Raw genomic sequence first — 23177 nt, 5'->3', positions numbered from 1 at the left:
TAGCCTTCGCCCCCATGCGAATCCTGTTGGTGGAAGACGATGCGACCCTGCGCGACGTGATGTTGCGCAGCCTGACCGATGCCGGGCATCGCGTCGATGTGGCGGCAAGCATGGAGGAGGCCGACTACCTCTGGCGTGTGCAACCCTTCGATGCCGTGCTGCTGGACCTGAACCTGCCGGCCGGCCCCGGCCCCGGCAGTCCGCTGGGCAGCGGCCTGACCGTGCTGCGCCAGGCGCGCAGCCGTGGTGACCGTACGCCGGTCCTGGTCCTCACCGCCCGCAACCGCACCGACGAGCGCATCGCCGGCCTGGACGCAGGCGCCGACGACTACCTCGGCAAACCCTTCGAGCTGCCCGAAGTCGACGCCCGCCTGCGTGCGCTGGTGCGCCGCGCCCAGGGCACGGACGACGTCGCATTGGTCGGCCAGCTCAAGCTCGACCGCCGGGCGCGTCGCTTCTTCATCGGCAACGCGCCGCTGGACCTGCCGGCCCGCGAATTCGAGGTGCTCTGGGAGCTCATGAGCCCGCCGGGCCATGCCGTCAGCAAGCGCGTGCTCTCCAACAAGCTCTCGAGCTTCGACGACGCGCTGGGCGACAACGCGCTGGAGGCCTTCATCTCGCGCCTGCGCAAGAAGCTGCTCGGCAGCGGTGCCGGCATCCGCACCCTGCGCGGCATCGGCTACCTGCTGGAAGGCGACGCTTGAGCGCCCGGCCGGCCACCGCCGCGGCAGTTGCGGCGGCCGGGCATCGCCCGCGCCCGTCGCTGCGCGCGCGGGTGCTGCGGCAGGTGATGCTGCCGCTGGCCCTCACCTGGCTGGCCGGCACGGTGGTGGTGCTGACCATCTCCAACTACTTCGTGCGCCAGGCCTTCGACCGCGCGCTGGTGGACGATGCCTATGCCATCGCCGCCAACATCCAGCCCCAGGGCCGGCCCGACGCGCAGCTGCAGCTGACGGCGCGCGAGATGACGACGCTGCTGTTCGACCAGCGGGAGACGGTGTACTTCGCGGTTCGTCGGCCCGACGGCAGTCTGCTTTCAGGCGAGCCGACGCTGCAGACGCCCTTCCTGGCCGACGGCGCGACCTGGCATCTGGCGGACGTGCGCTTCGCCGGCAAGCAATTGCGCGCCGTGGTCCTGCGCCATCCCGCCGGGACGGGCGACTTCACCGTGGTCGTGGCCCAGACGACCGGCTCGCGCACGGCGCTGCTGCGGCGCCTGGCGCTCTATGCGACGCTGCCGCAGATCCTGCTGCTGGGCGTGCTCGCCTGGTGGCTGTGGCGTGGCATCGCACGGGAGCTGGCCCCGCTGGGCGCACTCCAGCAGGACCTCGGCCGACGCGACGCCAGCGACCTGTCGCCGGTGATCGTGGGCGGCGACACACGCGAGGTCGCGCAATTGGGCGATGCCCTGAACGACCTGTTCGTCCGCCTGGACGGCAGCGTGCGGGCGCAGCGGGAGTTCGCCGGCAACGTGGCGCATGAGCTGCGCACGCCATTGGCCGGCATCCGCGCGCTGGCGCATTACGGCCTGGGCCATTCCGACCCGGGTGTCGCGCGCGAACAGTTGCAGCGCATCGCCGACAGCGAGGCCCGGGCCAGCCACCTGGTCGACCAGTTGCTCGCGCTGGCGCTGGCGGCCGAATCCGATGCCGTGCTGCAGCGTGAGCCGGTGGTGCTCGACGAACTGGCCCATGAGGCCGTGCTGCGCCACCTGACCCGTGCCGACGCCCGAGGCGTCGACCTGGGCGCCCGCGGCCTGGACGAGGCGCAGGAAAGCGGCGGCTTCACCATCAACGGCAGCGTGGCGCTGGTGGAGGGCATCCTCGACAACCTGATCGACAACGCCCTGCGCTACGGCGGCAAGACCGTGACCATCGAGCTGTCGAAGGAGGAGGTCGATGGCGCGATGGTGCCCGTGCTCTCGGTGGCCGACGACGGACCTGGGATTCCCGAGGTGCAGCGGCAGGCGCTGATGCACCGCTGGGCTCAGGGCACCGACGGACGCAAGCTGGGCGAAGGGTCGGGCCTGGGCCTGTCCATCGTCGCCCGCTATGCGAAGCTGCTGGGCGCGCAGATGCGCCTGGCAGCCACGGCGAGTTCGGGCGGGCTGCGGGCGAGCATCCTGTTCACGACCCGCTGAGCCGGCCGGCCACCACCGCCTGTCGGTGCGCCGGGCCACCGCCTGCATCGACGGGCGCGCTGCTTCAACAGACCCGCGGCATGCATCCTGCGTGACCCGGACGACTTTCCGCTCTTCCATGGACTCCCTGATCTCGATCGACGGCCTGCGCGGCCAATGGCGGCTGCTCTTCCAGCGCGCGCAACCCCTGCGCGTGCTGCTGGCGCTGGCCACGCTGATGGCCGGCGCCCGTCTGGCCGGCCACCAGGATGCGGTCATCCCGCTCTTCCTCGGCACCATCGCCAGCGCGCTGGCCGAGACCGACGACAGCTGGCGCGGCCGGCTGCGTGCGCTCCTGGTGATGCTGGCCTGCTTCGCAGCCGTGGGCGCGGGGGTGCAGGCCCTGTTCGGCCTGTCGTGGGTGTTCATCGGCGTGTTCTGCCTGGCGGCCTTCGGCATCACCATGCTGGGCGCCATCGGCGCACGCTACAAGGCCATCGCCTATGGCACGTTGATCCTGGCGATGTACGCCACCATCAGCATGGAGCATGCCGTGGCGGCGCACGGCCCTGGCCACCATTGGCGCGAGCCGCTGCTGCTGGTGGCCGGTGCGGCCTGGTACGGGGCGATCTCGGTGCTGTGGTGCGCGCTGTTCCCCTCGCTGCCGGTGCAGGCCATGCTGGTGCGGGTCTATGGCGTGCTGGGCGAGTACGTGCGCTACAAGGCCTCGCTCTTCGAGCCGCTGCGCGGCGTGGACGTGCAGCGCAAGCGGTTGGCGCTGGCCGGGCTCAATGCAAAGGTGGTCTCCGCCCTCAACGATGCCAAGGAGGCCATCTTCTCGCGCCTCGGCCCGCGGGCACCCACGGGCCGGCTTGCGCGCTACCGCGGCCTCTACCTGATCGCGCAGGACGTGCACGAGCGCGCCAGTTCCTCGCATGAGGACTACAACGCGCTGGCTGAGGCCTTCTTCCACAGCGACCTGCTCTACCGTTGCCAGCGTGTGCTCTGGCTGCAGGGCGATGCGTGCAGCCAGTTGGCCCGGTCGGTGGAGCGCCGCGAGCCCTTCGTGATGGACGGCCAGAGCGTGCAGGCCCTGGCCGAACTGCGCAGCGCCATCGTGCATGCGCGTGCGACCGCAGGTGAAGAGGCGCAGCAACGGCTGCCCGCCATCGAGGCACTGGCGCGCAACCTGGCCCTGCTCGACGGGCAACTGGCCGGCGCCAGCGATACGGCGCATCCCTCGGCCCGGCTCGGCCGCACCGACATGAGCCTGTTCGACCGCTCGGCCCGCGACTGGCGCGATGCGCTGGCGCGCGTGCGCCGGCAGCTCACGCCCCGCTCGCCGCTGTTCCGCCATGCCGTGCGCCTGGCCGTCGCGCTGGCCGCCGGCTATGGCGTCATGCATGTGGTGCAGCTGCAGGAGGGCTACTGGATCATGCTGACCACGCTCTTCGTCTGCCAGCCCGGCTATGGCGAGACCATCGCTCGCATGGGTCAGCGCGTGGCCGGCACGGCCCTTGGCGTGGTGGCGGGCTGGGCGCTGATCGACCTCTTTCCGCAGCCGCTGCTGCAGTCGGTGTTCGCCGTGGTGGCGGGCGTGGTGTTCTTTGCCAACCGCAGCACGCGCTACCTGCTGGCCACGGCGGCCATGACCTTGCTGGTGCTGATGTGCTTCAACCAGATCACCGACAGCGCGCGCCTGATCGAGCCGCGGCTGATCGACACCGCCATTGGCAGCGTGATCGCCGGCCTGGCCGTGCTGCTGGTGCTGCCGCACTGGCAGGCCCGGCGCATCCACGAGATCGCCGCGCAGGCCATGCGCCAGCATGCGGCCTACCTGCGCCAGATCGCGAGCCAGTACGACAGTGGCGCACGCGACGACCTGGCCTACCGGCTGGCGCGGCGCAACGCCCATAACGCCGACGCGGCGCTGTCCACGGCCGTGACCGAGATGTTCCGCGAGCCCGGCTTCGCCCGCCGCCGCGCAGGCGTGGCGGTGCGCTTCGTGATCCAGTCGCACACGCTGCTGAGCTACCTCTCGGCGCTCGGCGCGCACCGCGCCGCGGTGCCCGACGGCCCGCAGGTGGCGGTGCTGCGAGAGGCCGCCCAGCAGGCTGCCGCGGCGCTGGAACAGTTGGCGGCAGACGTCGAGGCGGGCCGGTTGGGTACGGCGCCGCCGCACCCGGCGCGCGAGGCGCTGGCCGCCGGCGCCGAGACGGACGCCGGTCGCAACGTCCCCCAAGCGGACGAGGCCGACGAGGTGATGGCCCGCCTGCGGCTGATGCGCACCGAGTTGCTGCTGGTGTGGGTGCAGATCGACGTGCTGCGTGCCCATGCCGCCGACTGGCTGGCGGTGGCCGACGCCGCGCCCGATCAGGCGGCCGAGGGGCGCGCGGGCGTGCCCGGCAGCCCGAACTGATGCCAGGCCCGGCGCAACTGCGTGTCCGTGCCGAAGCCCGCGGCCTCGGCCGCCTGGGTCACGTTGGCGCCGGCGCCGATGGCCTGCCGCGCCTTTTCGAGCCGCAAGCGCCGCAGGTAGGTCAGGGGCGCCACGCCGGCATGCTGCACGAACAGGCGTGTCAGGTGCCGCGGTGAGGTGTGGGCCAGGGCGGCCATGCCCGGCACCGTCCAGTCGGCCTGGGGCGCCTCGCTCACTGCGTCCTGCACGCGGTGCACGGCGGCGTGCAGGTGATGACGGTGGGCCAGGAAGGGCGAGAGTTCCGGATCCTGCGGGCCGCGCCGCAGCGGCATCACCATCGTCTGCGCCACCTGGGCTGCCAGCGCTTCGCCGCACAGCGTGCCGATGCGGTGCAGCACGAGGTCGATGCCGGTGGTCACGCCGGCGCTGCTGAAGACGGGCGCGTCGAGCACGAAGACCCGGTTGGCCACCACCTCGCAGGCCGGTTCGCTGGCCTTCAGTTCATCGAGGTGATGGTGGTGCGTGGTGGCGCGCCGGCCCGCCAGCAGGCCCGCGTGGGCCGCGAGCAGGGCGCCGCCGCAGATGGTCAACAGCTCCAGTTGGCCGGCTTCCAGACGCTGGCCGCGCAGCCAGTGCAGCAGATGACGCGCCTCGGGTGTGTCGACGTCGATGTGTCGCCCGGGCAGGCCCACCAGCACGAGCCAGGTCGCCCGCGCATCCCAAGCGCCGGGCAGCGGCATGAGGCCCGCCAGCTGCACGCCGACGGAGCTGCGCAATTCGGGCTGGGCGGCGGCGAACTCCACCTCGAAACGCAACGGCTGGCCGCCGGCCTCGAGCAGCCGGTTGGCGATGCGCAGCGCCTCGGCGGGCCCGGCCCAGTCCAGCGCCAGGCTGTCGGGCAGCAGGGCAAAGACGACGCGGATGGTGGTGTGCGCTTCCTGCGGCTGGCGCCCCGGTGCTGCTGCGGCCGTGGTTGCAACGCGCGCGCGTGCCCGCGCGGCCGGACAGTCGCTCATGGCCGTCCGCTGCCATAGGCCCGTTCGACGCGGGCCACGCGCAGTTCGAAGGCCGTGTACCAGCGGCTGCGGCCCTGCGCGCGTGCGGCGGCGTGCCCGGCATGGCGGCGCCAGGCGGCGATCGCCTCCTCGCTGGCCCAGTACGAGACCGTGATGCCGAAGCCATCGGCGCCGCGTGCGCTTTCCACGCCCAGGAAGCCGGGCTGCGCCGCCGCCAGCTCGACCATGCGGTCGGCGGCCTCGGCGTAGCCGTCGTCGTCATGCCCGGCACTTCGCTGGGAGGAAAAGATGACGGCATAGCAGGGGCCGTCGGGCAGGTGCGCAAAGGGGCTGGCGTTCGGGGTCGTCATGGAGAGGGTCCGGGACATGTGCCCTCGGCGCGCCGTCGCCTGGAAGGCGCAGCGTGGGGCGCCGGGCGTCGAGGTCTGCCTGCGATTCTGTGCGCTTCAGGCCGTTTCGAGCGCGGGCAGGCGTGCGACGGCCTGCGCGGCGCTGCACACCTGCGCGAATCGGCCCTGCAGCACGGTGGCCGTCCGGGCCTTGATCTGCGCGGCCGTCAGTGGCTGGCCGTCGGGCTGGACCATGTCGAAGGTGAGCGTGGCGTCCAGCGCGTAGTCCACCTGCCAGCCCGAGTCGCTGGCATGGCGCGTCGTCGTCTCGCAGCATTGCTCGGTGCGGATGCCGCTGACGATCAGTCGACGGACGCCCTGTTGGGTGAGCCAGACGTCGAGCCCGGTGCCCACCAGCGCGCTGTGCCGGTGCTTGACGAAGGTGGCGTCGGCGGCGAAGTCGGCCAGGCCGTCGAAGGGGCGTACGTGGCCGCTCTCCTCGGCGAAAGGGTTGGCGGCATCGTGCGGGCCGTCGACGTGGTAGACCCTGACGATGGGCACGCCGGCGTCGCGGCAGCCTGCGATCAGCGCGTTCTGCGCGGCCAGCCACGCGGGAACGTCGTCGGGACGGTAGAAGGGGCGGTGGAGAAAGGACGCCTGGGCGTCGATCACGAGCAGGGCGGTGGTCATGGCTGCTTCCTGTCTTGGCGTTGAGGAAGCCTGCATTGTTCGGACCACCACGCCCTGCGTCCGCACCGGCTGCGTCCACCTTCGCTCGGAATCGGACATCGGCAGGTCGCGTCCCGCGACTGCCTCAGACCAGCTTCGCCGCCTCCAGCTCCTTCTTGAGGTAGGCGTAGAACAGCGGCGCCGCCACCAGCCCTGCCGGCCCGAAGACGGTTTCGGCCACGAACATCACCGACAGCAACTCCCACACCGCCATGTGGGTGCGCTTGCCAACCACCTTGGCGTTGATGACGTACTCGGCCTTGTGGATCAGGATCAGGAAGACCAGGCAGGCCGCTGCCGTCACCGGCGAGACCGACAGGCCCACCAGCGTCAGCACCACGTTGCACAGCAGGTTGCCCACGATGGGCACCAGCCCCGCCACGAAGGTGAAGGTGATCAGCACGGGCGTGTAGGGCAGCCGCGTGTCCCACAGCGGCAGTACCAGCAATAGGAAGGTGGCCGTGAGGGCGGTGTTGAAGCTGGCGATCCAGAACTGGGCCGCCACGATCTGCTTGAAGGCCAGTCCGAAGGTGGTGATGCGCTGGTGGAGTGCGGCAGCCAGGGGGCGGCGGTGCAGCGGCGGCAGCGCGACGGCGGCCAGGCCGCCGACGATCAGGCCCACGTAGCCGTGCAGCACGGCGTTGAGCCAGGCCCGGCCGGCCAGGGCGAGCGTGCCCGCTTCGTTGCGCAGGTAGTTGGCCACCATGCGCTGGACGTCGTCGGCCGCCGCCGGCAGCGAAGCGGCCAGCTCGGGCGGCAGCTTCTGGCGCAGTTCCAGGATGGTGCGGGCGATGTAGTCGAGCAGTCCGCGGTACTGCTGCGGTGCCTCCACCACGTATTCGCGCGCCTGCGACACACCGAGCGCCAGCAGCGCCAGCGGGCCCAGCACCACCAGCAGGATCGCCACGGCCTTGATGATCGATTCGACCCGCGCCCGCGCTCGGGGCGGCAGCCGCCGATGTGCCCACTGCACCGTCAGGCGCGTGAACCAGCGCGTGAACAGAAAGCCCACGCAGGCGCACAGCAGGCCCACCAGCAGATGGCTGAGCAGGATGCCCAGCAGGCCCAGCCCCATCAGCAGGTAGCTGGCGATGACCACCGGCCGGTTTGCGCCGACGGCGACAGGATGCGGCATCGTCACGGCGTGGCCGGGCGGATCCTCAGGCCACGACGACAGCGGCGCCGTTGCCGCGCTCGGCGATGGTGCCGATCTGGTAGACCGTCTCGCCCTGGGCGCGCAGCGTGGCGGCGCAGGACTCAGCGTCGGCGGCGGCCACCACCACCACCATGCCGATGCCGTTGTTGAAGGTACGGTTCATCTCGATGTCGTCAATGCCCGCCACCTTCTGCAGCCAGGCGAACAGTTCCGTCTGCGGCCAGCTGCCCTTGGTGAGGTGGGCCGCGGTGCCTTCGGGCAGCACGCGCGGAATGTTCTCCAGCAGGCCGCCGCCGGTGATGTGGGCCAGCGCCTTGATGCCGCCGTCGCCCGCCTCGCCGCCGTGCGGATGGCCGGCCAGCGCCGCCAGCACCGGCTTGACGTACAGGCGGGTGGGCGCCATCACGGCCGCGCGGAAGGGCTGGCCGTCCAGCGTGGCGGGCAGGTCGGTGCCGGCGCGCTCGATCACCTTGCGCACCAGCGAGAAGCCGTTGGAATGCACGCCGTGCGAGGCCAGGCCCAGCACCACGTCGCCGGGCTTGACGTTCTGGCCGGTGAGGATCTTCGACTTCTCGACCGCGCCGACGGCGAAGCCGGCCAGGTCGTATTCGCCGGCGGGATACATGCCGGGCATCTCGGCCGTCTCGCCGCCGATCAGCGCGCAGCCCGACAGCTCGCAACCCTTGGCGATGCCGCCCACGACGCGGGCGGCGGTGTCCACGTCCAGCTTGCCGCAGGCGAAATAGTCGAGGAAGAACAGCGGCTCGGCGCCTTGCACCAGGACGTCATTGACGCTCATGGCCACCAGGTCGATGCCCACGGTGTCGTGCATCTGCCATTCGAAGGCCAGCTTGAGCTTGGTGCCGACGCCATCGGTGCCGGAGACCAGCACCGGCTCCTTGTAGCGCTTGGGCACCTCGAACAGCGCGCCGAAGCCGCCGATGCCGGCCAGCACGCCTTCGCGCATCGTCTTCTTCGCCAGCGGCTTGATGCGGTCGACCAGCGCGTCCCCCGCATCGATGTCGACGCCGGCGTCCTTGTAGCTGAGGGGGGTGGAGGAGGGCGAAGTCATGGTGGCGAGCGGCGCAGGGAAGGGACAAAAAGAAGGCGGCCCGGGCGTCTTCGACAGGCGCGGAGGCGGGCCGCATAGAATTTCACGCGATTTTAAGGGTCGGCTCCGGCCCGCCCCGCCGCATTCCCGCATCCCCTCCGCCGCCATCCATCTCCCTCGCATGAAGCAGCTCGCGCTCGACATCGGCCTGCAGACAGCGCCGACGCTGGCGAGCTTCCACGTCGGGCCGAATGAAGAGGCGGTGGCCCATCTGCGGGCCTGGGTGGGCACGGGCCGGGGCACGCTGCACTCGCCGGTACCTATCTATCTCTGGGGCGAATCGGGCACCGGCAAGACGCACCTGCTGGAGTCGGTGGCCGCGGCCCTGTACGACCAGGGGGCGCGGCTGGGCTGGATGCACCCGGGCCTCTACGACCCACCGCCCTTCGACGAGCAATGGGACGCCGTGCTGATGGACGACGTGCACCTGTACGACACCGTTCAGCAGCAGGCCGCCTTCAGCTGGTTCGTGCAGGCCCAGTCGCTGCAGTGCGGCGTGGTGGCGGCGGGCGAGCTGCCGCCGGCCGACCTCAAGCTGCGCGAGGACCTGCGCACGCGGCTGGCCTGGGGCCATGTGTTCCAACTGCAGCTGCTGAGTGAGGCAGAGCGACGGGCGGTGCTGCACGAACTGGCCTCGGCGCGCGGCCTCAAGCTGCCGCCGGAGGTGGTCGACTACATGCTGCACCGCTTCAGCCGCGACCTGGGCAGCCTCATCGAGCTGCTCAAGAAGCTCGACGGTTATGCGCTGCAGACGCAGCGTGCCATCACCATCCCGCTGGTGCGGCACATGCTCGAGAACGAATGAAGACACTCCGGGCCGCCCTGCGGGGGCGGTCCGACACACGGATTCCATGATCAAGCAATTCATCGACAAGATCCTGGCCAAGACGGGCTCGGCCCGCGGCGGCCGCTCGCGCTTCGGCAAGCGCCAGGAAGTGGATGCCAGCGTGCACCGCATCGACCCCGCCCTGGTAGACGAGCGGGCCAAGAACGTGGTGGCCACCTTGCAGCAGGCCGGTTTCGAGGCCTACATCGTGGGCGGCGCGGTGCGCGACCTGCTGCTGGGCCTCAAGCCCAAGGACTTCGACGTCGCCACCAATGCCACGCCGGAAGAGGTCAAGGGCCTGTTCCGGCGCGCCTTCATCATCGGCCGGCGCTTCCGCATCGTGCACGTGGTGTACGGCCGGGGCCGCGAGCACGAGGTGATCGAGGTCTCGACCTTCCGCGCCTACATGGAAGCCGGCGCCGCCGAGCAGGTGGCCGGCAACGAGCGCACCAGCAAGAGCGAACTCTCGGCCATGAAGCATGCCGTGGATGCCAGCGGCCGCGTGCTGCGCGACAACGTCTGGGGACCGCAGGACGAGGACGCCGCGCGGCGCGACTTCACCGTCAACGCGATGTATTACGACCCGGCGCGGCAGATCGTGGTGGACTACCACAACGGCATCCGCGACGCGCAGAAGCTGGTGCTGCGCATGATCGGCGACCCCGCCACCCGCTACCGCGAGGACCCGGTGCGCATCGTGCGCGCCATCCGCTTCTCGGCCAAGCTGGCGGCGCTGGGCTTCAAGATGGACGCCAAGACGGCGGCGCCGCTGGTCGAATCGGCCCGGCTGCTGGCCGACGTGCCGCAGAGCCGCATGTTCGACGAGATGCTCAAGCTGCTGCAGACCGGCCATGCACTGGCCAGCATCGCGCAACTGCGCACGCTGGGCCTGGCGCGCGGCATCTATCCGCTGCTCGACGTGGTGGTGGAGCGCGCCGACCTGCCCTTCGTGAAAGCCGCGCTGGCCGACACCGACCGCCGCGTCGGCGAGGGCAAGCCGGTGGCGGCCAGCTTCCTGCTGGCCTGCGTGCTGTGGAGCGATGTGCGCGAGGGCTGGCAGGCGCGCCTCAAGGAACGCCCGGGCCAGCGTGCACAGCCGCCGATCCCCGCGCTGCAGGACGCCATCGACGACGTCTTCAACACCCGCATCGGCGACGTGTCGGGCCGCGGCAAGCTGGCGGCCGACATGCGCGAGATCTGGATGATGCAGCCGCGCTTCGACAAGCGCGTCGGCAGCACGCCCTACGGCCTGGTGGAGCAGGCGCGTTTCCGCGCCGGCTTCGACTTCATGCGCCTGCGCGCCGACATCGGCGAGGTGGACGAAGCCATCGCCGAGTGGTGGCAGGAGTTCAGCACCGCCGACGACATCCGCCGCGAGGACCTGATCGAGCAGGTGCGGGCGGAGCAGCGCAAGACACAGTCGGGCAACCGCGCGCCCCGCGTGCACACGCGCAGCCCTCGTGCCGCGGTGCCTGCGTCGACGGCCGGCGGAGAACCGGCCGAGGCTGCCCTGGGCGAACAGACCGGCGATGGCGACGAGGCCCTGGTGCCCGCAGATGGCGAGGGCGGGGCACCGCGCAAGCGCCGGCGGCGCCGCAAGCCGCGTACCGGCGGCGGCGCGGCGGGTGGGGGCGACGCGGGCGGCTCCTCGCCCGACGCGGCGTGAGCCTCGCGTCGGGCACGCCGACGGGCGCACCCATCGCCAGCGACGCTGGAGGTCGCCCCGTCCCAGGCATGCACGCCGTACCCGAAGTGCCCTGCGTGCGCGCCTACGTGGCACTTGGCGCCAACCTCGGCGACGCCCAAGCGGCCGTGGGTCGTGCACTCGCCGACCTTGGCGGCCTGCCGCGGACGCGCCTGGTCGCCCGCTCGAGCCTCTACCGCAGCGCGCCCGTCGATGCTGGCGGCCCGGACTTCGTCAATGCGGTGGCTGCCCTCGACACGCAGCTGTCGCCGCTCGATCTCCTCGACGAGTTGCAGCGCCTGGAGCTCGAAGCGGGCCGCGAGCGTCCGTATCGCAACGCGCCGCGCACGCTCGATCTGGACCTGCTGCTCCATGGCGATGCCCGCATCGCCGAGCCGCGCCTCGTTGTGCCCCATCCGCGGATGCATGAGCGGGCCTTCGTGCTGTTGCCGCTGGCGGAAATCGCGCCCGAGCGGGTCGACGCGGCGCAGCTCGCAGCCGTGGCGGGCCAAGCCATCCAACGCCTCTGAAGAACCCGCTGGGGGCGCCGGCAGGCGCCGCCCTTTACACTCGCGGGTTGCTCGGGTGTCATCACCCTGTCGCATCTTTCGTGTAAGGACGCCAATTTCATGCTCGGCAAGCTGCTGCCCCGCGAGGGCAATTTCTTTGAGATGTTCAACCAGCATGCCGAGCGCATCGTCGAGGCCGCACGGGCTTTCGAACAGCTGGTCGCCAACTACAACGACGTGCACCTGCGTGAGCAGTACAACCGCGACGTCGACAACGCCGAACGCGCGGCCGACCGGGTGACGCACGACGTCAACCTGCTGCTGCACAAGACCTTCATCACCCCCATCGACCGGGAGCAGATCCACAAGCTCATCAACACGATGGACGACGTGGCCGACCTGATCCAGGACTGCGCCGAGACCATGGCGCTGTACGACGTGCGGCAGATGACGGACGAGATCTCCCGCCTGACTGCCCTGTCGGTCAAGTGCTGCGGCCGCCTCAAGGATGCCGTCAAGTACCTGGGCAAGATCGCCGATCCTGCCGTGGCCGAGGCCACGCTCAAGACCTGCGAAGAGATCGATCGCATCGAATCCGACGCCGACCGCGTGATGCGCAGTGCCATGAGCAAGCTCTTCCGAGAAGAGCCCGACGTGCGCGAGGTGATCAAGCTCAAGGCCATCTACGAGCTGCTGGAAACGGTCACCGACAAGTGCGAGGACGTGGCCAACGTGATCGAGGGCATCATCCTCGAGAACTCCTGAGCCGCCGGGAGCAGTCTCCATGGCAACGGTGCAGGTCGCCCTCTGGGTGGTGGTGGTGCTGGTCGCGCTGGCCATCGCCTTCGACTTCATGAACGGCTTCCACGATGCGGCGAATTCCATCGCCACCGTGGTGTCCACTGGCGTGCTCAAGCCGGGCCAGGCGGTGCTGTTCGCCGCCTTCTTCAACTTGATTGCCATCTTCGTCTTCCACCTCAGCGTGGCGGCGACGGTGGGCAAGGGCATCGCGCATGCCAATGTCATCGACGTGCACGTGGTGTTCGGCGCGCTGATCGGGGCCATCAGCTGGAACCTGGTCACGTGGTACTACGGCATTCCCAGCAGCTCCTCGCATGCGCTGATCGGCGGCATCGTGGGCGCCGTGATGGCCAAGACCGGCACGTCGGGCCTGGTGGGTGCGGGTATCTGGAAGACGGTGGCCTTCATCTTCGTTTCGCCGCTGCTGGGCTTCCTGCTGGGCTCGCTGATGATGGTGGCCGTGGCCTGGATCTTCCGCCGGGCCACGCCCTCCCGGGTGGACCGGTGGTTCCGGCGGCTGCAGCTGGTCTCTGCCGGCGCCTACAGCCTGGGCCACGGCGGCAACGATGCGCAGAAGACCATCGGCATCATCTGGATGCTGCTGCTGGCCACCGGCTACGCCTCCGCCGCCGACACCTCGCCGCCCACCTGGGTGGTGGTGTGCTGTTACACGGCCATTGCCCTGGGCACCATGTTCGGTGGCTGGCGCATCGTGCGCACCATGGGCCAGAAGATCACCAAGCTCAAGCCGGTGGGCGGCTTCTGCGCCGAGACGGGCGGGGCGCTGACGCTGTTCCTGGCGACGGCGCTGGGCATACCCGTGTCGACCACGCACACCATCACGGGTGCCATCGTCGGTGTGGGGTCGGTCCAACGCGCCAGCGCGGTGCGCTGGGGCGTGGCGGGCAACATCGTGTGGGCATGGATCTTCACCATTCCCGCCGCCGCCTTCGTGGCAGCCATCGCCTACTGGCTGAGCATGCAGCTGTTCTGAGGCGGCGGGGCGCTGGCCTGCCGCCTGCTCACTGCGAGATGCGGCGGCCTTCCTCGATCTGGTGCTCGAAGTAGCGCTGGAAGCTGAAGACGATGCTCGACATCAGCACCGTCGCGCCGATCAGCAATGCCAGCACGACGGCACCGATGGTGAACCAGTTGGTGCCACCCGGCGCCGCATCGGGTGCGAGCTGGGGGTTGTGCTTGGCGTTCCAGCGTTCCGGCGCCATCAGGCCGTAGATGATGGCCATCAGCGCGCAGCCCGCAATGGTGAAGCCCAGGAAAGGGATGAGCACCCAGCTCCAGCCGTCGTCCAGCCCGTACATGCGGGCCCGCTCCACGCCGTAGAGGCCCAGCGCCGTCGGGATCGGCAGCAGCCAACCCAGCATGTCGCCGAGGCCATGGAGGTAGAAGCGGTGCAGCCCCAGCGGGCCGCCCACGAAGGCCAGCCATGCTGCGAGGGTCTTGCTCCGGGGCCTGCGAACTGGAACGGCGCCGGGGACGGTCCCGGCCTGGGTGTCGATGGTCATGGCGGGTCCTTATTCGGGTGACGTGCTGCTGCCTTCGCCGAGCACCTTGTCCATCAGCACCACATCGCGCCACTGGCCGAACTTCCAGCCGCAGTCCTTGATGACGCCGACTTCGACGAAGCCCAGCTTGCGATGGACGCCGACCGACCCCGCATTGGCCGAGTCGCCGATCACGGCGATGAGCTTGCGCACACCGGCTGCCTGGGCGGCGCCGATCAGGGCTTTAAGAAGGTGCGCCCCGACGCCCATGCCGCGTGCGGCGTCGGCGATATAGATCGAGTCCTCGGCGGAATAGCGATAAGCGGGCCGCGGCTTGAACCAGTTGCAGTAGGCGAAGCCGAGCACCTCGCCGGCCTCGCTCTCTGCCACCAGATAGGGCAGGCCCTTGGCCAGCACGTCGGCCCGGCGGTGGGACATGTCGACCCGGGTCGGGGCGTCGGTCTCGAAGGTGCCCGTGCCGTTCAGGACGTGATGGGCATAGATGGCCGTGATGGCCGCGAGATCTTCGTCGCGGCTGGGTCGAATGGTCAGGTGCATGGAAGCGGGGGTGCGGAAGGGCGCTATACTCGCGGGCTTTTCAGCGTGTCGCTGGCCGGGTGGCCATGTCGCGTGTCTCAACGCTGGAGAAGAATTCACCGGCCGATCCCAGGCATTCCCAGAAACCTGCGGCTGGCTCCACCCCAAGGATAAATCATGGTCGTCATTCGACTCTCCCGCGGCGGCTCCAAGGGCCGTCCGTTCTTCAATATCGTCGTCGCCGACAAGCGCACCCGTCGCGACGGCCGCTTCATCGAGCGCCTGGGCTTCTACAACCCCACCGCCCGCGGCGGCGAGGAAAGCATCCGTATCGCCCAGGACCGCCTGGCCTACTGGAAGAGCGTCGGCGCCCAGGCTTCGCCCACCGTGGTGCGCCTTATCAAGCAGGCCGGCACCGCCGCCCCTGCCGCTGCCGAGCAAGCCGCCGCCTGATCGGCGCGCCGTCGCCGATGCTGCCCACGCTCGACGCTGCCGAACTGCCGGCGGACGCCATCGAAGTCGGGCGCATCGTCGATGCCTGGGGCATCAAGGGCTGGTTCAAGGTCCTGCCCCACAGCGCCGAGCCCGAGGCGCTGTTCACTTCCAAGCGCTGGTTCCTCCAGCCGCCTGGCAACGGTCGCCAGGTCTTTCGACTTCCCATCCGAGAAGCCCGCGAGCACACCGATTGCATCGTGGCGCATTCCGATGAGGTGCCCGACCGCAATGCGGCCGAGGCCCTGCGCGGTGCCCGCATCTTCGTGCCGCGCTCCCTGTTCCCGACGCCGGGCGACGACGAGTACTACTGGGTCGACCTTGTCGGCCTGTCGGTCGTCAACCGCGAAGGCGTGGCCTTGGGCACGGTGCGTGAACTGCTGGCGACCGGCCCGCAGACCACCCTGGTCCTCGAGGTGCCGCCGACTGCTGAAGGCGACAAGCCTGGCGAGCGGTTGATTCCCTTCGTCTCCGCCATCGTCGACAAGGTCGATCTGGCCGGCCGCCTCATCGTGGCCGACTGGCAGCCCGACTACTGAGCGGCTGGCCCACTGCCGCCTGCACGCGGACGCGCATGCGCTTCGACGTCCTGACCCTTTTCCCGGAACTGTTCGCGCCCTTCCTCGCCAACGGCATCAACCGGCGCGCCTTTGCGTCCGGACAGGTGGACGTGCGCTTCTGGAATCCGCGCGACTTTGCCGAAGGCAATTACCGGCGCGTCGACGACCGGCCTTTCGGCGGCGGGCCCGGCATGGTCATGATGGCCGAGCCCCTGGCCCGTTGCGTGGAGGCTGCCGTTGCCGACCGGGGTGAGGCCTCGCCCGTGGTCCTTTTCTCACCCGTGGGCCAGCCACTGGGCCACGCAGTGGTGACCGAATGGGCGGCGAGTGCCGGGGCGGTGCTGATCTGCGGCCGCTACGAGGGACTGGATCAGCGCTTCATCGATCGCTACGTGACCCATCAGATCAGCCTGGGCGATTTCGTGCTGTCCGGCGGCGAACTGGCGGCGCTGGCGCTGCTCGATGCCGTGGCACGGCTGCAGCCCGGCGTGCTCGGCGACGCCGACAGCCATGCGCAGGACAGTTTCAATCCCGAACTGGATGGCCTGCTCGACTGTCCGCACTACACGCGACCCGAGGTCTGGCGCGACATGTCCGTGCCGGCGCCCCTGATGTCCGGCCACCACGCCCAGATCGAGCGCTGGCGGCGGGAGCAGCGGCTGGCGCTGACGGCCGAGCGCCGGCCCGACCTGATCGCCGCGGCCCGCGCCCAAGGCCGTCTCCAGCCGCTGGACGAGCAGTATTTGCAGCAACTGCCGCAGCCCACGCTATAATCGAGGGCTTTTCGATCCTCTGTCCGGCCGCGGCCCTCGTCCCGAGGCTCGCCCTTGTGGATCCGGCGCCTTCTTTGCAACTCGCGATATCGCAGGCACCGGCAGCCGCCTTCAGTGCAGCGCGGACACGATCCTTTCGCAGGAAACCATGAACCTCATCCAGACCCTCGAGCAAGAGGAAATCGCCCGCCTGGGCAAGAAGATCCCCGCGTTCGCTCCTGGCGACACCGTGATCGTCAGCGTCAACGTGGTCGAAGGCACCCGCAAGCGCGTGCAGGCTTATGAAGGCGTCGTCATCGCCAAGCGCAACCGCGGCCTGAACAGCGCCTTCACCGTGCGCAAGATCTCCAGCGGCGAAGGCGTCGAGCGGACCTTCCAGACCTACAGCCCGCTGATCGCCGGCATCGAAGTCAAGCGCCGCGGCGACGTGCGCCGTGCCAAGCTGTACTACCTGCGCGAGCGCAGTGGCCGTTCTGCCCGCATCAAGGAAAAGCTGCCGGGCAAGGCCTCCAACGCGGCCGCCGCGAACTGATTCGCGACGTGCAGGCAGGACCGGTCACCGCTCCTGCCGTCCGCACAGGGCCGCCTTCGGGCGGCCTTTTTCATTGCAGTTCACCGCCATGTCCCTGAGTCCTGAACCCCCTTCTTCCGGTAGCCCGGGCCATGCACCGCCCGAGGTGGTCAACGCGGTCGGCACGCCGGCCGGGGCGGTGACGGATCCGCGCGCCGTGCCGGTGACCCGCATCGACCGCCACCTGCCCGCGGTGCCTGCCGCCCGACTGACGGCTGCGGGCCTGCGCGAGCGCTTCTCCACGCCCCACAGCGTGACGTGGACCCCCGAAGTCCGCAGGGAGCCGAGCCTGACGCGCCGCAACCCCGCCCCTGCTGCCGTCCTCGTGCCGATCGTGCAGCGGGACGAGCCCACGGTGCTGCTGACCGAACGCGCCACCCGCATGTCCACCCACTCGGGCCAGATCGCCTTTCCAGGTGGGCGGGTGGATCCCGGCGATGCCAGCATCGCTGGCGCGGCCTTGCGCGAGGCATGGGAGGAGGTGGGGCTGGAGGCGGGCTTCGTCGAGGTGCTGGGTGAACTGCCCACCTACACCACCATCACCGCCTTTGTCGTGACGCCAGTCGTCGCGCTGGTGCAGCCCGGCTTTGTGCTACGACCCAATCCTGCCGAGGTGGCGGATGTGTTCGAAGTGCCGCTGGCCTTCCTGATGAACCCGGCCCACCATCGCCGCCATCAGGTGGAAGGGGACGGCCCCGCGGCGCGGCACTTCTTCTCGATGCCGTACCAGGACGGCGGCCGCGAGCGCTTCGTCTGGGGCGCCACAGCGGGCATGCTGCGCAATCTCTACCGTTTCCTGGTCGCATGACGGCACTGTGCGTGCCAGCGATGGCTGCGCCGCCGGAGTCCGTGGCGGGCTTCAGGGCCGTCTTATGATTCCTCGATGAGCTTCTTTGCCATCCTGTGCGCACTGCTGATCGAGCAGGTCCGGCCGCTGGCATCCGACAACCCGGCAGCTCGCGCGGCGCTGGCCTGGACACGCTGGACGAGCCGCAACTTCGATGCCGGCAAGCCCCACCACGGATGGGTCGCATGGTCGCTGGCCGTGGGGGTGCCCAGCCTGTTGGCACTGGGGCTGCACTGGCTGCTGATGCTCACGCTGGGCGCGCCCTTTGCGCTGGTCTGGGGCGTGGGCGTGCTCTACGTCACGCTGGGCTTCCGGCAGTTCAGCCATCACTTCACGGAGATCCGCGACGCGCTGGATGTGGGCGACGAGGCGCTCGCGCGCAGCCTGCTCGCACGCTGGCAACGGGTCGACGCGGCCGAGCTGCCGCGCAGCGAGATCGTCCGGCACGTGATCGAGTACTCGGTCATTGCGGCGCACCGCCATGTGCTGGGCGTGCTTGCATGGTTCTCGCTGGGCGCGCTGCTGGGGCTGGGGCCGGCCGGGGCCGTGTTCTATCGCATGAGCGAGTTCGTCGGCCGCTATTGGGCCTACAAGCACAACGCCATGAGTCAGCCGGCGAGCGTCTGGGTGCAGCAGGCCGCGGACCGCGCATGGACGGTGATCGACTGGCTCCCCGCCCGCATCACGGCCCTGGGCTTCGCGGTGGTCGGCAGCTTCGAGGAAGCCATCGACTGCTGGCGCAACGACGCGCGTCATTTCTCGGGGGTGAACGATGGCGTGATCCTGGCTGCCACCTCGGGGGCGCTCAATGTACGCCTGGGTGGCGAGCAGTTGCGGCCCAGCCGGCCGTTGGCCGACGCGCTGGTGGATGCTGCCGACCAGCCCGGTCCTGCCATATCGGCCGGTGGCGGCACGGCTGGGCGAGAGCCCGAACCGGCCCATCTGCGCAGCGTCGTGGGCCTGGTGTGGCGCTCGGTGGTGCTGTGGATGCTGCTGCTGGCGCTCCTGACCCTGGCGCGCCTGCTGGGCTGAAGGCCCGCGCCGTCTTCTCTCTTCCATCTTCCTCGGCGGTCTTGTGCCGCATGGCGAGCGATATGTCCCATCCCTATCCTGCCTTCTGGAGCCCGCGTGTCGCGGGGCTCGAGCCCTATGTGCCCGGCGAGCAGCCACGCATCGCCAACCTGGTCAAGCTCAACACCAACGAGCATCCGAGTCCGCCGTCGCCGCGGGTGATCGCCGCCATCGCCGAGGCCGCGCGTGATGGGCTGCAGCGTTACCCCGATCCCGAGTCCACGTCGCTGCGCGAGGCCATCGCCCGCCGTCATGGCTTGCAGCCCGCGCAGGTGTTCGTCGGCAACGGCTCCGACGAGGTGCTGAGCCACGCCTTCCTGGCTTTCTTCCAGCGCGGCGAGCCCCTGCTCTTTCCCGATGTCACCTACAGCTTCTACCGGGTCTGGACCCAGCTGCACGGCATCGAGGCGGAGGCGGTGCCGGTGGACGAGGCCTTGCGCATCGAGATCGACGCCCTGGCCCGGCGGGCGGAGCGGGGCTGCGCGGGCGTGGTGATCGCCAATCCGAATGCGCCGACGGGGCAGGGGCTGCCCCTGGACGCCATCGAACAGTTGCTGCGCGCCTGCCCCATGCGGGTGGTGTTGGTCGACGAGGCTTATGTGGACTTTGGCGCCAGCAGCGCCGCGGCGCTGGTCGAGGCCCATCCCAACCTGCTGGTGGTGCAGACCCTCTCCAAGTCGCGCGCGCTGGCCGGCCTGCGCGTGGGCTTTGCGCTGGGGCAGCCGCCGCTCATCGAAGCCCTGGCCCGCATCAAGAACAGCTTCAACTCCTACCCGCTCGACCGGCTGGCCCAGGCCGGCGCACAGGCGGCCATCGAGGACGACGAGTGGTTCAGCGCGCAATGCCGCGCGGTGATCGACACGCGCGAAGGGCTGGCGCTGCAGCTGGAGGACCTCGGCTTCGAAGTGTTGCCTTCGCAGGCCAACTTCGTGTTCGCGCGCCATCCGCAGCGCGACGCGGCCACCCTGGCGGCAGCGCTGCGCGAGCGGGCCGTGCTGGTGCGGCATTTCCGGCAGCCGCGCATCGACCAGTGGCTGCGCATCAGCATCGGCACGCGGGCGCAGTGCGGTGTGTTGGTGGAGGCGCTGCAGGCGATCCTGGAGGGCTGAGGCTGAGGTTCGGCGCGGCAGTCGCGCCGGCATGCCCGGCTTGCGACTGGGAGGCGGGGCGCAGCCCGTGGCCCTTCAGTACGCCGGCCGGCTCAGCTCGTCGAAGAGCTCGTTGTAGATGCGGTAGCGCATCGCGCTGATGTCCGCGTCGCTGTTGCCGTTGCGCTCGTCACCTTCCACATGGGCGATCACGCCGCACCCAGGCTCGTGCCGGTGCGTGCAGTTGTAGAAGCGGCATTCGCCCGTGTGGGCCGCGATGTCGGGCATCAGCGCCGGCAATTGCGTGGGCTCGATGTGGTGAAGGCCGAATTCCTGGAATCCGGGCGAGTCGATCAAGGCCGTCCCGGCTGGCTTGTCCATCCAGTACCAGGTGGTCGTCGTGGTGGTGTGGCGGCCCGAATTGAGTGCCTGCGAGATCTCGCCCGTCTGCGCCAGCGCCGAAGGCACCAGCCGGTTGACCAGCGTGCTCTTGCCCACACCCGAGGGGCCGAGGATGAGCGTGGTGCGGCCTGCCAGTTCGGCCTGCACCTCGGCCAGGCCTGAGGCGCCGGTGTCCTTCAACGAAAGGGGCAGCACCCCGTAGCCCATGCGGCGGTAGGGCGCGAGCCGCTCCCAGGCTGGCGAGAAAAGACCGGGCAGGTCGCTCTTGTTGAGCACGATCAGCGCACGGATGTGTTCGGCCTCGGCCGCGATCAGCGCCCGCGCCAGCTGATGCTCCGAAAAGTCGGGTTCCGCCGCGACCAGCATCAGGATCTGGTCCAGGTTCGCCGCGAAGGACTTGGTGCGGATCTCGTCCTGCCGATAGAAGAGATTGCGGCGCGTGTCCACCCGTTCGATGGTGCCCTCGTCGGTGCTCGGCAGCCATTGCACCCGGTCGCCCACCACGGCCTGGCTCTTCTTGCCGCGTGGGTGGCAGATGCGGCGCTCGCCGTCGGGCGATTCCACCAGGCAGTGCCGGCCATGGCTGCCAACCACCAGGCCTGGCTGCACCGTTGCCGTGGCGGGTGCGGCGCCGACTTGCGTGCTGTGCTTGCTGCGGCCCACGGATGTCCTCAGGCCACCGCGGCCGGCTGCAGCCGCGCCAGGCGCTGCGCCGCCGGCGGGTGGGAGTAATAGAAGCCGACATAGACCGGATCCGGCGTCAACGTGGACGCGTTGTCCTGGTGCAGTTTGAGCAGGGCGCGGGACAGGTCGGCACCGTCGGCATGCGTGGCCGCGAAGGCATCGGCCTCGAATTCGTCCCGACGCGACATGCGCGCCATGACCGGCGAGACGAAGAAGCTGAACACCGGCACCACCAGCATGAACAGCAGCAGCGCCAGCGCGTCGTTGGGCGCCGCCATGTGCGGCTGCACGCCCAGCCCGGTGTAGAACCAGGCCTGGGCCGACAGCCAGCCCAGCAACGCGAAGGCCGCGAGGCTCAGCACCAGCATCAGGCCCATGCGGCGGGTGATATGGCGGTGCTTGAAGTGGCCCAGCTCGTGGGCCAGCACGGCCTCCACCTCGCCCGGCGTGAGCTGCCGCAGCAGCGTGTCGAAGAACACCACGCGTTTGGACCGGCCGAAGCCGGTGAAGTAGGCATTGGCATGGGCGCTGCGGCGGCTGCCGTCCATCACGAACAGGCCCTTCGCCGCGAAACCGCAGCGGGTCATCAGCGTCTGCACGCGCTGCTTGAGCGATTCGTCCTCCAGCGGCAAGAACTTGTTGAACAGCGGGGCGATCCAGGTCGGGACGATGAACTGCAGCAGCAGCGTCCAGCCCGCGAGTGCCACCCAGGCCCACAGCCACCAGAGCGGCCCGGCCGCACCCATCAACCAGAGCACCAGCGCGGCCAGCGGCAGGCCCAGCGCCACGCCCAGTGCCGTCCCCTTGAGCAGGTCGGCCAGCCAGAGCCTGGGCGTCATCTTGTTGAATCCAAAGCGCTCTTCGAGCCGGAAGGTCTGCCACCACGTGAAGGGCAGGTCGATCAGTCCGCCGATCAGGCTGAAGGCGCCAAGCAGCGCGAGCTGTTGCCACATGCCGGCGCCCAGCCAGGCAGCCAGCGTCTTGTCCAGCAGGTCCAGGCCGCCCAACAAGGTCCAGGCGATCAGGGTGGCCGCGCCCCAGGCAGCTTCGATCAGGCCGAAGCGCATGCGCGCGACCGTGTAGTCGGCGGCCTTGCGGTGCGCCGCCAGATCGACGGTGCCGGCAAAAGGCGCTGGCACGGCATCGCGGTGCCGGGCCACATGGCGGATCTGGCGTGCCGCCAGCCAGAAGCGCAGCAGCAATCCGGCACTCAGCGCGACGGCGAAAAGAAGGGTGAAGGCAAGGGAGGCGGACATGCGTGGCGCAGTGTAGTGGGCACCCACCGGCCACACGGGGCGCAGGTGACTGTGGGCGAGAATGCCCCGATGTCCGCATCCCAAGCCTCTTCTGCCCCGGCCCTTCCCAAGAGCGACCAGAACCTCGTCTGGCTCGACTGCGAGATGAGCGGCCTCGATCCCGAGAAGGAGCGCCTGCTCGAGATCGCCGTCGTCGTCACCAGCCCCGACCTGTCGGTGCGTATCGACGGCCCCGTGCTCGTCGTCCACCAGAGCGACGCCGTGCTCGACGCCATGGACGCGTGGAACAAGGGCACGCATGGCCGCAGCGGCCTGATCGACAAGGTGCGCACCTCCACCCTCGACGAAGCCGCTGCCGAGCAGCAGCTCATCGACTTCCTCATGCGCTACGTGCCGCGCAGCGGCTCGCCGATGTGCGGCAACACCATCGGGCAGGACCGGCGCTTCCTGGTCAAGTACATGCCGCGGCTGGAGGCTTACTTCCATTACCGCAACCTCGACGTCAGCACGCTCAAGGAATTGGCCAAGCGCTGGAAGCCCGCCGCCTATGCCACCTTCAAGAAGCAACAGGCCCACACGGCGCTGGCCGACGTGCACGAGTCCATCGACGAGCTGCTGCACTACCGCGACACCTTCCTGCGCCTGCAGGATTGAACATTTGCTCAAAGCGGGATTAGGCAAAACCCTGAACTCCT

At 69.7% G+C, this 23177-nt stretch carries 25 protein-coding genes; 16 read left to right on the top strand and 9 right to left on the bottom strand.

Annotated features, from left to right (window positions below; translation table 11 throughout):
• Window positions 1-14: 14 nt before the first annotated feature.
• From DFR41_RS09735 to yccS, 3 genes are all read left to right on the top strand, one after another.
• On the top strand, window positions 15-704 hold the full coding sequence (locus tag DFR41_RS09735) for a response regulator transcription factor (RefSeq protein WP_043118021.1): 690 nt from the start codon (window positions 15-17) through the stop codon (window positions 702-704).
• Window positions 701-2140, top strand: coding sequence for a sensor histidine kinase (locus DFR41_RS09730; RefSeq protein ID WP_244917708.1), 1440 nt, complete (start codon window positions 701-703; stop codon window positions 2138-2140). The genes DFR41_RS09735 and DFR41_RS09730 overlap by 4 nt, the downstream gene beginning before the upstream one ends.
• Before the next feature lie 118 nt (window positions 2141-2258).
• Complete coding sequence (gene yccS, locus DFR41_RS09725; RefSeq protein ID WP_114802569.1) at window positions 2259-4538, top strand: YccS family putative transporter; 2280 nt, start codon at window positions 2259-2261, stop codon at window positions 4536-4538.
• Here yccS and DFR41_RS09720 read toward each other — a convergent pair.
• The 5 genes from DFR41_RS09720 to purM all read right to left on the bottom strand — a co-directional run bounded on the left by DFR41_RS09720 (window position 4493) and on the right by purM (window position 8840).
• Window positions 4493-5554, bottom strand: coding sequence for a GlxA family transcriptional regulator (locus DFR41_RS09720; RefSeq protein ID WP_114802568.1), 1062 nt, complete (start codon window positions 5552-5554; stop codon window positions 4493-4495). The genes yccS and DFR41_RS09720 overlap by 46 nt on opposite strands.
• Window positions 5551-5904, bottom strand: a complete 354-nt coding sequence (locus DFR41_RS09715; RefSeq protein WP_114802567.1) for an antibiotic biosynthesis monooxygenase family protein — start codon at window positions 5902-5904, stop codon at window positions 5551-5553. Before DFR41_RS09715 ends, DFR41_RS09720 begins: the two co-directional genes overlap by 4 nt.
• 96 nt (window positions 5905-6000) lie before the next feature.
• Entirely contained in the window at window positions 6001-6573 is a 573-nt protein-coding gene (locus DFR41_RS09710; protein ID WP_017757495.1) for an isochorismatase family protein, read from the bottom strand.
• A gap of 124 nt (window positions 6574-6697) precedes the next feature.
• Window positions 6698-7747 carry an AI-2E family transporter gene (locus DFR41_RS09705; protein WP_017759849.1) on the bottom strand — a complete coding sequence of 350 codons (1050 nt, stop codon included), beginning with the start codon at window positions 7745-7747 and terminating at the stop codon, window positions 6698-6700.
• Between the two features lie 25 nt (window positions 7748-7772).
• Window positions 7773-8840, bottom strand: coding sequence for a phosphoribosylformylglycinamidine cyclo-ligase (gene purM / locus DFR41_RS09700; RefSeq protein ID WP_114802566.1), 1068 nt, complete (start codon window positions 8838-8840; stop codon window positions 7773-7775).
• Window positions 8841-9000: 160 nt separating this feature from the next.
• Between purM and hda the strand changes: the two genes are divergently transcribed.
• The 5 genes from hda (at window position 9001) to DFR41_RS09675 (ending at window position 13693) form a co-directional block, all read left to right on the top strand.
• Window positions 9001-9684, top strand: a complete 684-nt coding sequence (gene hda / locus DFR41_RS09695; RefSeq protein ID WP_076507839.1) for a DnaA regulatory inactivator Hda — start codon at window positions 9001-9003, stop codon at window positions 9682-9684.
• A gap of 46 nt (window positions 9685-9730) precedes the next feature.
• A complete protein-coding gene (gene pcnB / locus DFR41_RS09690; protein ID WP_114802565.1) occupies window positions 9731-11371 on the top strand; it encodes a polynucleotide adenylyltransferase PcnB in 1641 nt (546 codons plus the stop codon).
• 68 nt (window positions 11372-11439) lie between these two features.
• Window positions 11440-11919 (top strand): 2-amino-4-hydroxy-6-hydroxymethyldihydropteridine diphosphokinase, encoded by a 480-nt coding sequence (gene folK, locus DFR41_RS09685; protein ID WP_017759824.1) that lies wholly within the window; start codon window positions 11440-11442, stop codon window positions 11917-11919.
• 99 nt (window positions 11920-12018) lie between these two features.
• A complete protein-coding gene (locus DFR41_RS09680) occupies window positions 12019-12663 on the top strand; it encodes a DUF47 domain-containing protein (RefSeq protein ID WP_017759823.1) in 645 nt (214 codons plus the stop codon).
• A 19-nt stretch (window positions 12664-12682) separates the two neighbouring features.
• Window positions 12683-13693 carry an inorganic phosphate transporter gene (locus DFR41_RS09675; RefSeq protein WP_017759822.1) on the top strand — a complete coding sequence of 337 codons (1011 nt, stop codon included), beginning with the start codon at window positions 12683-12685 and terminating at the stop codon, window positions 13691-13693.
• A gap of 28 nt (window positions 13694-13721) precedes the next feature.
• On the opposite strand, the gene DFR41_RS09670 is transcribed toward DFR41_RS09675, so the two are convergent.
• Together DFR41_RS09670 and DFR41_RS09665 are read right to left on the bottom strand one after the other, a co-directional pair.
• The gene (locus DFR41_RS09670; protein WP_114802564.1) at window positions 13722-14222 is read right to left on the bottom strand and encodes a TM2 domain-containing protein; all 501 of its coding nucleotides are present in this window, start codon (window positions 14220-14222) and stop codon (window positions 13722-13724) included.
• A 9-nt stretch (window positions 14223-14231) separates the two neighbouring features.
• Entirely contained in the window at window positions 14232-14759 is a 528-nt protein-coding gene (locus DFR41_RS09665; RefSeq protein WP_114802563.1) for a GNAT family N-acetyltransferase, read from the bottom strand.
• Window positions 14760-14915: 156 nt separating this feature from the next.
• Here DFR41_RS09665 and rpsP point away from each other — a divergent pair, with 156 nt between their 5' ends.
• The 7 genes from rpsP (at window position 14916) to hisC (ending at window position 20161) form a co-directional block, all read left to right on the top strand.
• The gene (gene rpsP, locus DFR41_RS09660; RefSeq protein ID WP_017759819.1) at window positions 14916-15191 is read left to right on the top strand and encodes a 30S ribosomal protein S16; all 276 of its coding nucleotides are present in this window, start codon (window positions 14916-14918) and stop codon (window positions 15189-15191) included.
• 17 nt (window positions 15192-15208) lie between these two features.
• Window positions 15209-15769 carry a ribosome maturation factor RimM gene (rimM, locus tag DFR41_RS09655; protein ID WP_017759818.1) on the top strand — a complete coding sequence of 187 codons (561 nt, stop codon included), beginning with the start codon at window positions 15209-15211 and terminating at the stop codon, window positions 15767-15769.
• Between the two features lie 35 nt (window positions 15770-15804).
• A complete protein-coding gene (gene trmD, locus DFR41_RS09650) occupies window positions 15805-16563 on the top strand; it encodes a tRNA (guanosine(37)-N1)-methyltransferase TrmD (RefSeq protein WP_017759817.1) in 759 nt (252 codons plus the stop codon).
• A gap of 148 nt (window positions 16564-16711) precedes the next feature.
• Window positions 16712-17095 (top strand): 50S ribosomal protein L19, encoded by a 384-nt coding sequence (gene rplS, locus DFR41_RS09645; RefSeq protein ID WP_017759816.1) that lies wholly within the window; start codon window positions 16712-16714, stop codon window positions 17093-17095.
• Window positions 17096-17183: 88 nt separating this feature from the next.
• Window positions 17184-17942 (top strand): CoA pyrophosphatase, encoded by a 759-nt coding sequence (locus DFR41_RS09640; protein WP_114802562.1) that lies wholly within the window; start codon window positions 17184-17186, stop codon window positions 17940-17942.
• Window positions 17943-18017: 75 nt separating this feature from the next.
• A complete protein-coding gene (locus DFR41_RS09635) occupies window positions 18018-19013 on the top strand; it encodes a CobD/CbiB family protein (protein ID WP_017759814.1) in 996 nt (331 codons plus the stop codon).
• Between the two features lie 62 nt (window positions 19014-19075).
• A complete protein-coding gene (gene hisC, locus DFR41_RS09630) occupies window positions 19076-20161 on the top strand; it encodes a histidinol-phosphate transaminase (RefSeq protein ID WP_114802561.1) in 1086 nt (361 codons plus the stop codon).
• Window positions 20162-20236: 75 nt separating this feature from the next.
• Here hisC and rsgA read toward each other — a convergent pair whose 3' ends face one another.
• Both rsgA and DFR41_RS09620 read right to left on the bottom strand, forming a co-directional pair.
• Window positions 20237-21205, bottom strand: a complete 969-nt coding sequence (gene rsgA, locus DFR41_RS09625; RefSeq protein ID WP_211322572.1) for a ribosome small subunit-dependent GTPase A — start codon at window positions 21203-21205, stop codon at window positions 20237-20239.
• Between the two features lie 8 nt (window positions 21206-21213).
• Window positions 21214-22482 carry a M48 family metallopeptidase gene (locus DFR41_RS09620; protein ID WP_114802560.1) on the bottom strand — a complete coding sequence of 423 codons (1269 nt, stop codon included), beginning with the start codon at window positions 22480-22482 and terminating at the stop codon, window positions 21214-21216.
• Between the two features lie 69 nt (window positions 22483-22551).
• On the opposite strand from DFR41_RS09620, the gene orn reads away from it, so the two are divergent.
• A complete protein-coding gene (orn, locus tag DFR41_RS09615) occupies window positions 22552-23136 on the top strand; it encodes an oligoribonuclease (protein ID WP_114802559.1) in 585 nt (194 codons plus the stop codon).
• Window positions 23137-23177 lie beyond the last annotated feature (41 nt).

The sequence above is a fragment of the Pseudacidovorax intermedius genome, assembly GCF_003350475.1.
Taxonomy (GTDB): Bacteria; Pseudomonadota; Gammaproteobacteria; order Burkholderiales; family Burkholderiaceae_C; genus Xenophilus; species Xenophilus intermedius.
The sequence above is the reverse complement of the archived record's forward strand: the minus strand, read 5'-3'. Positions and strand labels throughout refer to the sequence as shown.

Coding starts and splice junctions, on each gene's coding strand:
- DFR41_RS09720 (WP_114802568.1), bottom strand. CDS start 5,554: ATGAGCGACTGTCCGGCCGCGCGGGCACGCGCGCGCGTTGCAACCACG.
- rplS (WP_017759816.1), top strand. CDS start 16,712: ATGAACCTCATCCAGACCCTCGAGCAAGAGGAAATCGCCCGCCTGGGC.
- hisC (WP_114802561.1), top strand. CDS start 19,076: ATGTCCCATCCCTATCCTGCCTTCTGGAGCCCGCGTGTCGCGGGGCTC.
- DFR41_RS09670 (WP_114802564.1), bottom strand. CDS start 14,222: ATGACCATCGACACCCAGGCCGGGACCGTCCCCGGCGCCGTTCCAGTT.
- pcnB (WP_114802565.1), top strand. CDS start 9,731: ATGATCAAGCAATTCATCGACAAGATCCTGGCCAAGACGGGCTCGGCC.
- yccS (WP_114802569.1), top strand. CDS start 2,259: ATGGACTCCCTGATCTCGATCGACGGCCTGCGCGGCCAATGGCGGCTG.
- DFR41_RS09735 (WP_043118021.1), top strand. CDS start 15: ATGCGAATCCTGTTGGTGGAAGACGATGCGACCCTGCGCGACGTGATG.
- folK (WP_017759824.1), top strand. CDS start 11,440: ATGCACGCCGTACCCGAAGTGCCCTGCGTGCGCGCCTACGTGGCACTT.
- DFR41_RS09705 (WP_017759849.1), bottom strand. CDS start 7,747: ATGCCGCATCCTGTCGCCGTCGGCGCAAACCGGCCGGTGGTCATCGCC.
- DFR41_RS09620 (WP_114802560.1), bottom strand. CDS start 22,482: ATGTCCGCCTCCCTTGCCTTCACCCTTCTTTTCGCCGTCGCGCTGAGT.
- DFR41_RS09665 (WP_114802563.1), bottom strand. CDS start 14,759: ATGCACCTGACCATTCGACCCAGCCGCGACGAAGATCTCGCGGCCATC.
- DFR41_RS09640 (WP_114802562.1), top strand. CDS start 17,184: ATGTCCCTGAGTCCTGAACCCCCTTCTTCCGGTAGCCCGGGCCATGCA.
- orn (WP_114802559.1), top strand. CDS start 22,552: ATGTCCGCATCCCAAGCCTCTTCTGCCCCGGCCCTTCCCAAGAGCGAC.
- hda (WP_076507839.1), top strand. CDS start 9,001: ATGAAGCAGCTCGCGCTCGACATCGGCCTGCAGACAGCGCCGACGCTG.
- purM (WP_114802566.1), bottom strand. CDS start 8,840: ATGACTTCGCCCTCCTCCACCCCCCTCAGCTACAAGGACGCCGGCGTC.
- DFR41_RS09710 (WP_017757495.1), bottom strand. CDS start 6,573: ATGACCACCGCCCTGCTCGTGATCGACGCCCAGGCGTCCTTTCTCCAC.
- DFR41_RS09635 (WP_017759814.1), top strand. CDS start 18,018: ATGAGCTTCTTTGCCATCCTGTGCGCACTGCTGATCGAGCAGGTCCGG.
- DFR41_RS09675 (WP_017759822.1), top strand. CDS start 12,683: ATGGCAACGGTGCAGGTCGCCCTCTGGGTGGTGGTGGTGCTGGTCGCG.
- rimM (WP_017759818.1), top strand. CDS start 15,209: ATGCTGCCCACGCTCGACGCTGCCGAACTGCCGGCGGACGCCATCGAA.
- trmD (WP_017759817.1), top strand. CDS start 15,805: ATGCGCTTCGACGTCCTGACCCTTTTCCCGGAACTGTTCGCGCCCTTC.
- DFR41_RS09680 (WP_017759823.1), top strand. CDS start 12,019: ATGCTCGGCAAGCTGCTGCCCCGCGAGGGCAATTTCTTTGAGATGTTC.
- DFR41_RS09715 (WP_114802567.1), bottom strand. CDS start 5,904: ATGACGACCCCGAACGCCAGCCCCTTTGCGCACCTGCCCGACGGCCCC.
- rpsP (WP_017759819.1), top strand. CDS start 14,916: ATGGTCGTCATTCGACTCTCCCGCGGCGGCTCCAAGGGCCGTCCGTTC.